General features: G+C 70.7%; 10 protein-coding genes. 6 read left to right on the top strand and 4 right to left on the bottom strand.

Going from position 1 to position 12038, the window contains the following annotated elements:
- Positions 1-74: 74 nt before the first annotated feature.
- Positions 75-1859 carry a VanW family protein gene (locus AB0L64_RS35200; protein WP_363717325.1) on the top strand — a complete coding sequence of 595 codons (1785 nt, stop codon included), beginning with the start codon at positions 75-77 and terminating at the stop codon, positions 1857-1859.
- A 16-nt stretch (positions 1860-1875) separates the two neighbouring features.
- On the opposite strand, the gene AB0L64_RS35195 is transcribed toward AB0L64_RS35200, so the two are convergent.
- The gene (locus AB0L64_RS35195; protein WP_363717324.1) at positions 1876-2313 is read right to left on the bottom strand and encodes a type II toxin-antitoxin system PemK/MazF family toxin; all 438 of its coding nucleotides are present in this window, start codon (positions 2311-2313) and stop codon (positions 1876-1878) included.
- A gap of 54 nt (positions 2314-2367) precedes the next feature.
- On the opposite strand from AB0L64_RS35195, the gene AB0L64_RS35190 reads away from it, so the two are divergent.
- A complete protein-coding gene (locus AB0L64_RS35190) occupies positions 2368-3732 on the top strand; it encodes an MFS transporter (protein ID WP_363717323.1) in 1365 nt (454 codons plus the stop codon).
- Here the strand turns inward: AB0L64_RS35190 and AB0L64_RS35185 are convergent.
- Entirely contained in the window at positions 3714-4640 is a 927-nt protein-coding gene (locus AB0L64_RS35185; RefSeq protein WP_363717322.1) for a GNAT family N-acetyltransferase, read from the bottom strand. The genes AB0L64_RS35190 and AB0L64_RS35185 overlap by 19 nt on opposite strands.
- Before the next feature lie 127 nt (positions 4641-4767).
- Here AB0L64_RS35185 and fdxA point away from each other — a divergent pair, with 127 nt between their 5' ends.
- Positions 4768-5094: a ferredoxin gene (gene fdxA / locus AB0L64_RS35180; protein ID WP_012923087.1), complete on the top strand. Its 327-nt coding sequence runs from the start codon at positions 4768-4770 to the stop codon at positions 5092-5094.
- Positions 5095-5139: 45 nt separating this feature from the next.
- Here fdxA and AB0L64_RS35175 read toward each other — a convergent pair whose 3' ends face one another.
- Together AB0L64_RS35175 and dapD are read right to left on the bottom strand one after the other, a co-directional pair.
- Positions 5140-6117 carry a hypothetical protein gene (locus AB0L64_RS35175; protein WP_363717320.1) on the bottom strand — a complete coding sequence of 326 codons (978 nt, stop codon included), beginning with the start codon at positions 6115-6117 and terminating at the stop codon, positions 5140-5142.
- 100 nt (positions 6118-6217) lie between these two features.
- A complete protein-coding gene (gene dapD / locus AB0L64_RS35170) occupies positions 6218-7156 on the bottom strand; it encodes a 2,3,4,5-tetrahydropyridine-2,6-dicarboxylate N-succinyltransferase (protein ID WP_359926122.1) in 939 nt (312 codons plus the stop codon).
- A 54-nt stretch (positions 7157-7210) separates the two neighbouring features.
- Here dapD and AB0L64_RS35165 point away from each other — a divergent pair, with 54 nt between their 5' ends.
- The 3 genes from AB0L64_RS35165 to AB0L64_RS35155 all read left to right on the top strand — a co-directional run bounded on the left by AB0L64_RS35165 (position 7211) and on the right by AB0L64_RS35155 (position 12031).
- Entirely contained in the window at positions 7211-8041 is an 831-nt protein-coding gene (locus AB0L64_RS35165) for a phosphotransferase (RefSeq protein WP_363717319.1), read from the top strand.
- Positions 8038-8931 carry an NAD-dependent dehydratase gene (locus tag AB0L64_RS35160; RefSeq protein ID WP_363717318.1) on the top strand — a complete coding sequence of 298 codons (894 nt, stop codon included), beginning with the start codon at positions 8038-8040 and terminating at the stop codon, positions 8929-8931. Before AB0L64_RS35165 ends, AB0L64_RS35160 begins: the two co-directional genes overlap by 4 nt.
- 79 nt (positions 8932-9010) lie before the next feature.
- A complete protein-coding gene (locus AB0L64_RS35155) occupies positions 9011-12031 on the top strand; it encodes a GH92 family glycosyl hydrolase (protein ID WP_363717317.1) in 3021 nt (1006 codons plus the stop codon).
- Positions 12032-12038 lie beyond the last annotated feature (7 nt).

Below are 12038 nucleotides of genomic sequence, written 5' to 3'. Positions count from 1 at the left end.
CGGGAGGGTCCGCAGCGTCCCGTAGGATGTGCGCTTGTGCCCTGACCAAGGCTCGAGCAGGAGGACTCTGTCCGGTGGGGAGAAAACAGCTCGCGGGGATCATCGCCGCCGCCGGGCTCGGTGTAGTCGTCGTGGGGTACGGCGCGGCGTTCGCGTTCGCCGGGGACAAGATTCCGGGTGACACCACCGTGCTCGGGATCCCGATCGGCGGGCTCTCCGAGAAGGACGCGAAGGCCAAGCTGACCGCCGGTCTCCAGGACCGCGCGGCCGCGCCGATCGCGCTGACGGCGGGCGGGTCGACGTTCCAGGTGGCGCCGGCCGACGCCGGACTCACCGTGGACGTGGACAAGACCGTCTCCGCCGCGGGTGCGGGCCGCAGCCTCGCCCCGGGCCGGATCTGGCACGCGCTGACCGGTGGCGACGCGGTCGAGCCGGTCGTCACCAAGGACGACGCCAAGCTGAAGGCGGCCGTCGACAAGCTGGCCGGCCAGGTGAACCGCAAGGCCACCGAGGGCACGATCACGTTCAAGGGCACCAAGCCGGTCAAGCACGAGCCGGCCGACGGGCTGCAGCTCGACACCGCGAAGGCGGCCGGCGCGGTGTTCGCGGCGTACCCCGCGGACGGCGCCCCGAAGGACCTGCCGGTCGAGGTGACCAAGCCGCAGGCCGCGCCCGAGGCGATCGAGAAGGCGATGACGGAGTTCGCCGAGCCGGCGATGTCGGGCCCGATCCGGCTGACCGTCGGGTCGAAGTCGGTCGAGCTGGAGCCGGTCGAGCTGGCCCCGGCGCTGGCCGTCAGTGTGCAGGAGGGCAAGGTCATCCCGGCGCTGAGCACGAAGGCGCTGGAGCCGCTGTTCCAGGAGCGGTTCAAGGCGCTGGAGACGCTGCCGAAGGACGCGACGGTGCAGATCGTCGGCGCCGGCCCGAAGGTGGTCCCGGCGGTCGACGGCATGGTGGTGGACCGGGCGAAGGTCGGCGCGGCGATCCTGGCGATCCTGCCGAAGCCGACCGGCGAGCGGCGCGCCGCCGTACCGCTGACGGCGACCAAGGCGAAGTTCACCACCGAGCAGGCGACCGCGCTCGGGATCACGCAGAACATCGGCGACTTCAAGACCGAGTTCCCGCACGCGCCGTACCGCAACACCAACATCGGGACCGCGGCGGCGAAGATCAACGGGACGCTGCTGAAGCCGAACGAGATCTTCAGCCTGAACAAGATCGTCGGCGAGCGGACCAAGGAGAACGGGTTCGCCGAGGGGTACATCATCAGCGGCGGCAAGTTCGAGAAGGACTTCGGCGGCGGTGTCTCGCAGTCGGCGACCACGACCTTCAACGCCGCGTTCTTCGCCGGCGTGAAGATCCTCGAGCACAAGGCGCACAGCGTCTACATCAGCCGCTACCCGATCGGCCGGGAGGCGACCGTGGCGTGGCCGTCGGTGGACCTGAGGTTCCAGAACGACTCCGGGCACGGCCTGCTGGTGCAGACGATCTTCAAGGCGTCGACGCCGGGCAGCAAGGGCAGCATCCGGGTGATCATCTGGGGCACGAAGTTCGTCGACGTCACCGCCGGGCAGTCGGCGAAGACGAACGTCCGGCAGCCGAGCGTCGTCTACAACACGGCCGCCAAGTGTGAGCCGCAGGCGCCGACCCCGGGCTTCGACATCACCATTTACCGGTACTTCGCGAAGAACGGCGTCCGGCAGAAGACCGAGTCGTTCACGACGAAGTACAACGCCGCCGACGACATCCGCTGCGGACCGAAGCCGGGCACCCCGGTCACGCCGCCGCCGGGCGGCATCACGCCGCCGCCCGGCCGGAAGCCGTCGAGCGCGACGAACACCACGCCCCCGGCCAGCTGACCGATCAGCCGGCCGGTCAGCCGCGGTGCAGGTTGTGCAGTCCGGCCGCGACCTCGTCGAAGACGCGCTCGTCGATGACCGCGCCCTCGCGGCGGACCTGCTGCGGGTCGATGCGCAGGACGCGGTCCAGGCGGACCTCACTGGGCCGGTGCTCGTTGTCCCAGGCGCCGCTGCCGATGTCCAGCCAGACCCGGCCCCAGCGTGCCTCGTCGGCGGCGTCGCGGTCGTGGTCCTTGCTGGTCAGGATCAGCGCCAGCAGGTAGGGGTCGTCCCAGCCGACGACGAGCACCGGGCGGTCCTTCCCGCGGCTGTGGTCCTCCTCGAACGGCACCCAGGTCCAGACGACCTCGCCGGGATCCGCCACCCCGTCGTCCGGGTGCGGCGTGTACTCCACCCGCACGGTCCCCTCGAAGTCCCCGGCGTACTCCGGCCGCTCCACCACGTGATCCGCCATGGCACGGCAGCGTAGCGCCCTCACATCTCAGCGGTCTCACACCGTTCCATCGGCGTGCTGCTCACTCGTAACCGCGGTGCGGTTCTCGCTGTTCTGCTCATCGGTCAGTTCATGGCCAACATCGACACGGCGGTGGCCAACATCGCTGGGCCCTCGATCGGGACCGACCTGGGGGCGTCCCCGGGGGCGGTCGGGATGGTCGTCTCCGGGTACGTCGTCGCGTTCGCCGTTCTGCTGATCACCGGCGCCCGCCTCGGGGCGTCGCTCGGTTACCGCAGGACGTTCCTGCTGGGACTCGCCGTGTTCACCGCTGCCTCGCTCGCCTGCGGTCTCGCGCCCGGGATCGGCGCGCTGGTGGTCGCACGGTTCGTCCAGGGGGCAGGCGCCGCGTTGATGGTTCCGCAGGTTCTGAGCGGCATCCAGCTGCACTTCGAGGGACGTGACCGTCTGAAGGCCCTCGGCTACTTCTCGATCGCGCTCTCCGGTGGCGCCGTCGCCGGCCAGCTGCTCGGCGGCGTCCTGATCGCGGCCGATCTGTTCGGCACCGGCTGGCGGCCGATCTTCCTCGTCAACGTCCCGATCGGCATCGCGCTCGCGGTCGCCGGCCGTCGTCTGCTCCCGGCCGATCCGCCGGGGCACCGCGACCGCTTGGACCTCGGCGGCGTACTCGCCTTGTCCGCAACGGTTCTGCTCGTCGTCCTGCCGCTCCTGCTCGGCTCCGAACGCGGCTGGCCTGCCTGGTCCTGGGTCTGCCTCCTACTCAGCGTCCCGTCGCTGGCGCTCTTCGAGTACGGCGAACGCCGCACAGCCGCCCGCGGCGGCCGCCCGCTCGTAGCGCGCCAGGTGATCCGGAACCCGGCCGTCCGCGCCGGTCTGCTCGCCCACGGCTGCACCAGCGGGACGTACTTCGCGTTGCTGTTCGTCCTGGCGTTGTACCTCCAGGACGGCCTGCACAAGGGCCCGGCGTACTCGGGCTTCGCCATGGTCGTCTGGGTGGCTGCGTTCGGTCTGGCGGGACCTGTCATCCCCAGGCTGCGCAGGGGAGCGCACTGGATGCCCGTCGTGGGCTGTCTGGTGCTGGGAGCCGGCTACCTGAGCGTCCTGGCCTATCTGCTGCTCGGCGGCCGCAGCGGCCCGCTTCTGTTCGCTCTGCTCGGTGTCGGCGGGCTGGGGCTCGGTATCAGTGCCAACACACTGATCGGTGCCATCACGTCCAGCCTGCCGGCGCAGTACGCGGCTGACCTGTCGGGTGTCGTCGCCACCAACGCACAGCTGTCTGGAGCGCTTGGCGTGGCGCTGGCTGGTTCGACCTATGCCGCACTCTCTGACGACCCCAGAGGGGCCTTGGCGGTCGTTCTAGCGGGGTTTCTCGTGCTGACGCTGATCGGCGCGGCCGCGGCTCAACGGCTGGTCAGATAGCGGTACCGGTACGCCTCGTGGTAGCCGAGACGCGTGTACGTCGTGATGGCCGGCGTGTTCTCCAGCAGCACCTCGAGGTACGTACGCCGGCCGCCGTGGGGTCCCGCCCAGCGCGCGAGCCCCTGCACGATCGCCGTACCCAACCCGCGGCGCCGATAACTGTCCGCCACCCGGATCGCGTCCACACCCAGCCAATGCCCGGTCATAGAGCCCCGCCCGACCGCGGCCACGACTCCGTCCACGACGACCGACGCGAACATCGCCTTCGGCGCCCCTTCGAGGACCTTCGGCGCCACGTCCGGCACCGGGCCCTCGAAAGCAGCCGCGTACCACGCGTCGTCCGGCTGTTCGGCCAGCTGGACGTCGTACCCGGGAAGCCCGTTCACGTGATCCAGCGTGGTGTGCATGACGAGTACGTCGGACTGCTCCGGGCGGGCGTCGACCCAGCCGAGAGCACGGATCTCCTTGTCCTGCGGGCTGTCGACGCGGACCAGGGCCTGTGGCGGCAGGTGACGCTCCCGGTAGAAGTCCTCGGCCTCGGACAGCGCGTCGGCGACCGACAGGCCGGGGTCGCCCGCGGGCAGCAGCGAGTTGCCGCGGCCGGTCCAGCCGGAGGATGCTCGCAGCAACCAGTGACCGACGTACGCCGTCTCGACGGCTGGGCGGCCCAGTGCGGTCGTCAGGAAGAGCTGGTCGACGTCCACCGGGCGGAGCGGCATCTCGGGGATCGTTTTCGCGGCCGTCACGTCCGCGGCCGCGATCCCGTGCACCGTGCCGTCGGCGTGCCGGACCGCGACCAATTCAGGGGTCCGGGCCTGCAGGACGCCGATGACGTCGGTCAGACCGCCCGGTATCCGGTGCCGGACGACGACACGGTGGCCGATATCACGGGCACTGAGGCCTGACACGATCCGGACTCCTGGCAGAGTGGGCGACGTACTACCGTGATACTAGAGACACCAGAGACACTGAGCACCACCGCATCGCAGCACCCCAAGTCCAGCGCTGCGCTTGCCTGCCATAGGAGGAGTAGCAGTGACCTACGTCATCGCGCAGCCGTGTGTTGACCTGAAGGACCTCGCTTGTGTCGAGGAGTGCCCCGTCGACTGCATCTACGAGGGCAACCGGATGCTGTACATCCACCCCGACGAGTGCGTCGACTGCGGAGCCTGCGAGCCGGTCTGCCCGGTAGAAGCGATCTACTACGAGGACGACACCCCGGAGCAGTGGAAGGACTACTACACGGCGAACGTCGACTTCTTCAACGACCTGGGCTCGCCCGGCGGCGCGTCCAAGCTCGGCAAGATCGACAAGGACCACCCGTTCATCGCCGCGCTGCCGCCGCAGGAGCACGACGAGTAAGCAGTTGGTTGCACGGAGTAGGGCGTCCTTCGGGGCGCCCTCCTTTTATTGCTCGAGCACGTCGACGTGGACGTGGTCCAGGTGCCGGAGGATCTTCGGGTCGCCGGAGCGCTCGGGCGGGGTGTAGTCGCGCCAGCCGGAGTCCGAGCGCCCACCCGCGGTCCAGATCTTGTCGCTGAAGATGACGGTCTTGATCTTCAGCAGGTCCGCCCGGGCGACCAGGTACTGCGCCATCGCCCAGCCCTTCGTGGTGTTGGCGGCCGAGATCGGCCGGACGAACACGTCCACCGCCCGCCCGTCGTAGTGCGCCGACCCCTCCATGTGCCCGGTCCGCACCCCGCCGACGGCGTACCCGCCGGTGGACACCGTGCCGAAAGTGCGGGTCAGATCCTTGCGGACGGCCTCCGCGCGCGGCGTCAGCCCGTTCGCGCCCATCACCTCGGCCGGCACCGAGTCGGTGTTCACGGTGCAGCTGAAGACGCTCTTCGACTGCCCGGTCAGCGCCGACGCCAGCACCCGGGCGTCCGCCTCGTGGTCGGCGTACGCGTTCGGGAACGCGCTGCGCTGCACCTTGTCGGCGGCGACCGTGATCGCGAGCTTCTGGTAGTTCTTGATCTTCACGAGCGCGTCGTAGAACTTGCCGGTCGCGTAGTACGGGTCCTGGACCTGCTTCGCCGTACCCCAGCCCTGTGACGGCCGCTGCTGGAACAGGCCGAGCGAGTCCCGGTCGCCGTGGCCGAGGTTGCGCAGGCCGGACTCCTGGTACGCCGTGGCGAGCGCGATCGTCGCCGCCCGCGCCGGCAGCCCGCGGCGGACGGCCAGGCCCGCGATGATCGCCGCGGACTCGGCCTGTTCGAAGTCCACCACGACCATCTGGCCGTTGACCGTGGCAGTGCACTCCTCGGTCGGCGGCAGCAGGTTGCCGACGTGCTTACCGCCGAGCCAGGCGATCCCGGCGCCCACCACGAGGCTGAGCACGCCAATGGCCCCCACGGCCACCAGGGCACCACGCTTCACCGCCATACCGCTCCCAACGTCCAAGGGCGGGTGACAGGTTCCTGTCCCACGGACAGGTTGACGTGCGAAGCCTCACGCCGGTTGGCGAAGTCATACTTTCGAACGATCAGGCGTTCGCGTGCAGCGCCTCGTTGAGCGTGATGCCCTCGCCCTTGCGCGGGCGGGCCTCGACGGCGCCGGTGACGGAGTTGCGGAGGAACAGCAGACCGGGCTGCCCGGACAGCTCCCGGGCCTTGACCACGGCGCCGTCCGGGAGCGTGACCTTGGTGCCCGCGGTCACGTACAGCCCCGCCTCGACCACGCAGTCGTCGCCGAGCGAGATGCCGGTGCCGCCGTTCGCGCCGAGCAGGCAGCGCTTGCCGATCGAGATCACCTGCTTGCCGCCGCCGGACAGCGTGCCCATGATCGACGCGCCCGCGCCGATGTCGCTGCCGTCGTCGACCACGACGCCGGCGACGATCCGGCCCTCGACCATCGACGTGCCGAGCGTGCCGGCGTTGAAGTTCACGAACCCTTCGTGCATGACCGTCGTGCCCGCGGCCAGGTGCGCGCCGAGCCGGACCCGGTCCGCGTCGCCGATCCGGACCCCGGACGGTACGACGTAGTCCGTCATCCGCGGGAACTTGTCAACGCTCGTGACGCTCAGGTGCTTACCCGCCGCACGGGCGCGCAGCCGGACGCTCTCGATCTCGTCGACCGGGACCGGGCCGAGCGACGTCCACGCGTTGTTCGGCAGGGCGCCGAAGACGCCGTCGAGGTTCACGCCGTGCGGGCGGACGAGCCGGTGGCTCAGCAGGTGCAGCCGCAGGTACGCGTCCGCCGTACCGCTCGGGGCGTCGGCCAGGGCGATCTCGGTCGCCACCACCGCACGCCGGACCTGGCGGAGCTCGTCGTTGCCCTCCGCCGCGACCAGCTCGGCCGGCGCCTTGGCGTCGTCCGGCCGCGTCCCGAGCGCGGGCGCCGGGTACCAGACGTCGAGGACGTCCCCGGCGGTCGTAACGGTGGCGAGGCCGAAGCCCCAGGCGTGCGTGGCGTTCTCCGTCATACCCCACACCCTAATTCGGCAGCGGCGGACGACGACGCGTGGTCTACTTTTCGGATGCTTCCTGCGTGGGTTCCGGGACGGGTGGTTCTGGAGGCTCTGGGTGCTCCGGCGGAGGACGCGGTGCACGGCGAGCTGTTGCGGCAGTGGGGCTCCTCCGAGGTGCGGCGGCTGTCGTACGGTCTGCGCAGCGTGATCGTGAAGCACGGGACCGACACGCAGTTCGGCGAGGACGCGGCGTACGAGCGGTTCGTCGTACCGCTGGAGCTGCCGGCGCCCCGCCTGCTGTACGGCGGTGACGGCGTGATCGTGCTCGAGGACGTCGGCCGGGTGACGCTGGAGCAGGAGCCGACCGAGGACGGTTTCCTCGCCGCCGCCGACCTGCTCGCCCGCATCCGCGGCCGGGCGGTGCCGGGGCCGAGCGGTTTCCCGCCGGAGCGTGTGAAGGAGCTGGCCGGCCGGATCGGCCGGGTGTCGTTCGACATCGGGCCGCTGACCGATGCGCTGGCGGCGCTGCACCGGCAGGCACCGTTGAGTGTCGTGCACGGCGACTTCGTACCGAAGAACCTCGTCACCGACGGGACCCGGTGGACCGCGGTCGACTGGCCGCTGGCGTACGTCGCCCCGCACCTGAGCGACCTCTACACGCTGGTGCGCGATGCCGTTGCCTTCGGCTACGAGCGCGGGCCGATCGTGGCGCGGTACGTCGAGGCCGCCGGGGCGGACTCGTTCCTGGTCGATCGGCAGCTGCTCGTCGGCGGCGCCTGCTTCTGCCTGCTCGCGCTGACGTTCGTGGTCGAGGAGGGGGTGCGGACGATCCCGGAGTCGGAGGGCTGGATCGATCCGCTGCTGGCCGAGCTGGCGGATCTGGTGGAGCAGCTGTCGTGAGGCTTCTCGTCCTCGGCGGCACGAAGAACCTCGGGCGGCACGTCGTCGAGGCCGCGCTCGCGGACGGCCACGAGGTGACGCTGTTCAACCGCGGCCGGACGAATCCCGCACTGTTTCCGTCGGTACGCCGGATCGTGGGCGACCGCGCCGCGCCCGAGGCCCTCGCGACCGGTGAGTGGGACGGCGTGATCGACATGTCCGGCTTCCTGGTCCGCGACGTCGCGCTGACCGCGGCCGTCCTGCGCGACCGCTGCGAGCACTACACCTACATGTCCTCGATCGCCGTGTACGCCGACCGGATCACCCCGGGGATGACGGAGACCGCGCCGCTGCTGCCGTGGCCGGACGGCGCCCCCGAGGACCATTTCACGATGGACCTCTACGGCCCGTCGAAGGTCCGCAACGAATCGTTGCTCACCGCCACCTTCGGCGACCGCGCCGCCGCCGTACGCTCCGGCTTCGTCGTCGGCCCCTACAACCCGGACTTCGGCAACTGGGGCTGGGCGCTGGCGCACGGCCTCCCGATGGAATGTGCCGCCCGCCCCGGCCAGCCGGTCCAGTACATCGACGCCCGCGACCTCGCCGCCTTCCTGCTGCACCTCACGACCCGCCGCGTCCCGGGCCCGTTCAACGCGGTCGGCCCGACCCACACGCTCGCGGACCTCGCCGCCGTCTGGCAGACCGTCGTACCCGACCCGAAGCCGGTCGACTGGTCACCCGCCGTGGATCGCTTCCACCTCCCGCACGACGGCTCCAACGACGGCACCTTCCAACTCGACAACACCCGCGCTCTGACCGCGGGCCTCCGGCTTCGCCCGGCCGCAGAAACCGCCCGCGACTATGTCGCCTGGGTCCACGATGGAAACGTTCCTCCCGAGCCGGCGCACTGATACGTAACATTGCGGCGTGATCATTGCGACCGGTGGTGGACCAGGCGGGCCGACGAGTTCTCGGGGTGGATTCGGGAGCGTGGACGGAACGCGCTACTCGGGGGTTTCCGGCGGGCGGCAGGAGGCCGAACTGCCGGGCGCAGGGGGAGTGGTCGCCACTGGGGATCGGCTGCGGTACAAGATCTATCCGGAGCTGGACGCCGCGCTGACCTACGCCGCGACGTACGCGGCCGTCGAGCTGGTGTTCGCCGACGGGACCCGGCTGGACGGCGCCCGGGACCAGTACGGGAAGGCGGCCGACGCGGCGGGCCAGGGCGCGGCGAAGATCCTGTACGCCGACCAGTGGAACGACGTACAGGTCGACCTGACCGCGGCCGCCGGCCGGACGATCGCGCAGGTGCTTCTCGTGGTCGACGCGCCGCAGGCCGGGCACGAGTTCGCGGGCTGGATCGACGACGTCGAGATCGGCCCGGCGCCGGCGGAGCCCGACGGCTCGGACCTCGCGGCGTACGTCGACACCCGGCGCGGGACCAACGCCGGCCACGACTTCTCCCGCGGCAACACGCTCCCGATCACCGCCTGGCCGAACGGGTTCAACTTCCTCACCCCGGTCACGAACGCCTCGACGCACCGCTGGCCGTACGAGTACCAGCGTGCCAACAACGCCGGCAACCGGCCCGAGCTGCAGGGCCTCACGTTCTCGCACCAGCCGAGCCCGTGGATGGGCGACCGCGATCAGCTGACGATCATGCCGGTCGCCGCCGCCGAGCCGCTGGGCGATCCGGCCGAGCGCGCCGCCGCGTTCAGCCACGACGACGAGACCGCCCGCCCCGACCTGTACGCGGTCGCGCTCGCGAACGGCGTCCGCGCGGAGCTCGCCCCGACCGACCACGGCGCGATCTTCCGCTTCACGTTCCCGGCCGGCGCGCCCGGACGGCACCTGGTCTTCGACACCATCGACGAGCACGGCGCCTTCGCGTACGACGGGAACGCCGTCACCGGCTGGGTCGAGAACGGCTCGGAGTTCGGCCGCACCCGGATGTTCTGCTACGGCGTGTTCTCGAGTGCGCCGACGGCCTTCGGCGCCACGTCGGGCGGCCGCGGCAACGCCCGCGCCGCGAGCTTCGACGCCTCCGAGGTGACGTTGCGGATCGCGACGTCGTTCATCGGGGTCGACCAGGCGCGGCACAACCTGGAGCTCGAGCTCGAAGGCCGCTCGTTCGAGCAGCTCCAGGCCGCCGCCAACGCGATTTGGAACGAGCGGCTGCAGGTGATCCGCCCCGAGGGCGCGACGCCGCCGCAGCTGCGGACCGTGTACGGGAACCTCTACCGGCTCAACCTCTATCCGAACTCGCACTTCGAGAACGTGGCGAGCGCGGAGAACCCGGACCATCGGTACGCGAGCCCGGTCCTGCCCACCGAGGGCGAGGCCACCGACCAGGTCACGAACGCAGTGGTCAGGCCCGGCAAGATGTACGTGAACAGCGGGTTCTGGGACACGTACCGGACCGCCTGGCCGGCATACGCGTTCTTCTACCCGGCCCTGGCCGCCGAGCTGGTGGACGGGTTCGTGCAGCAGTACCGCGACGGCGGCTGGATCGCCCGCTGGTCGTCGCCGGGCTACGCGGACTGCATGACCGGGACGAGCTCCGACGTGTCCTTCGCGGACGCGTACCTCAAGGGCGTGGCCTTGCCGGACCCGCTGGCGACGTACGACGCCGGACTGCGGAACGCGACCGTCGCGCCGGAGGCGACCGAGGTCGGGCGGAAGGGCGTCGAGACCGGGTTCTTCGCCGGCTATGTGAGCACGGACACCGAGGAGAGCGTGTCCTGGTCGCTCGAGGCGTACCTGAACGACTTCGCCCTCGCCGAGATGGCCACCCGTCTGGCCGACGTCCATCCCGAGCGTCGCGCGCAGCTCCTGGTCGAAGCGGAGTACCTGCGCCGCCGGTCGCTCAACTACGTGCTGCTGTTCGACCAGGACATCGACTTCTTCCAGGGCCGCCGGCCGGACGGGACCTTCGCGAAGAGCCCGGAGAGCTTCGACCCGGAGGAGTGGGGCGGCGACTTCACCGAGACCTGCGGCTGGAACTTCGCCTTCCACGTCGCTCACGACCCGCGCGGCCTGGCCAACCTGTACGGCGGTCCGCGCGGCCTGGAGGCCAAGCTCGACGCGTTCTTCGCGACGCCGGAGCTCGCGACGAAGAAGGGCACCTACTCGATCGTCATCCACGAGATGCTCGAGGCGCAGGCGGTCCGGATGGGCCAGTTCGGCTTCTCGAACCAGCCCGCGCACCACATCGCCTGGATGTACAACTACGCCGGCGCCCCGGCCAAGACGCAGGCGATCGTCCGCGAGGTCCTCGACCGGCTGTACGTCGGCGAGCAGATCGGGCAGGGGTACCCGGGCGACGAGGACAACGGCGAGATGTCCGCCTGGTACCTGTTCGCCGCCCTCGGCCTCTACCCGCTGCGCGTCGGCGCGCCCGAGTACGCGATCGGCTCGCCGCTGTTCCGGCGGACGGTCGTGGCGCCGATCGGCGGCGCACCGCTGACGATCACCGCGACCGGTGCCGAACACCCTTATGTGCAAGAGGTCCAGGCAGACGGCAAGCAGCTGGCCGTAGCGTCGATCACCCACGAGGCACTGACGACGGCCGGCCGGCTCGACTTCACGCTGGGAGCCGAGCCGTCCGACTGGGCGACCCTCGAGTCACCGCCGGGCCTGACCACCGGCGACGCCGTCGCGAGCCCTCTGGTCGACCTCATCCCGCTCGACCCCGGCAACCCGCTCTTCGACGACACGTCCGCCACGGAAGCCGCCCTGGGGCCCGTCACCACGTGGTCCCTGCCGGCTCCCGCGGCCGCCACGATGTACACACTCACCTCGGCCCGCGCCGAGGCGGCTCCGGCCGAGTGGCGCTTGGAGGGCTCCACCGACGGCACCAGTTGGACCACTCTCGACGAACGCGCCGGCCAGACCTTCCGCTGGCACCGCCAGACTCGCCCCTTCACCATCAGGACCTCCGGCGAGTACCAGCACTACCGGCTGACCACGCCGACCGCGACCACCCTCGCTCAGCTCGAACTTCTCCCATGACGCGGGC

The sequence above is a fragment of the Kribbella sp. NPDC051936 genome, from assembly GCF_040680955.1.
Taxonomy (GTDB): domain Bacteria; phylum Actinomycetota; class Actinomycetes; order Propionibacteriales; family Kribbellaceae; genus Kribbella.
Note: the sequence above shows the minus strand (reverse complement) of the source record. Positions and strands in the feature narration are given on the sequence as shown.

What these genes read in the sequence shown, in the direction of transcription:
- AB0L64_RS35175 (WP_363717320.1), bottom strand. Translation starts at nt 6,117, where the DNA reads ATGGCGGTGAAGCGTGGTGCCCTGGTGGCCGTGGGGGCCATTGGCGTG.
- dapD (WP_359926122.1), bottom strand. Translation starts at nt 7,156, where the DNA reads ATGACGGAGAACGCCACGCACGCCTGGGGCTTCGGCCTCGCCACCGTT.
- AB0L64_RS35195 (WP_363717324.1), bottom strand. Translation starts at nt 2,313, where the DNA reads ATGGCGGATCACGTGGTGGAGCGGCCGGAGTACGCCGGGGACTTCGAG.
- AB0L64_RS35165 (WP_363717319.1), top strand. Translation starts at nt 7,211, where the DNA reads ATGCTTCCTGCGTGGGTTCCGGGACGGGTGGTTCTGGAGGCTCTGGGT.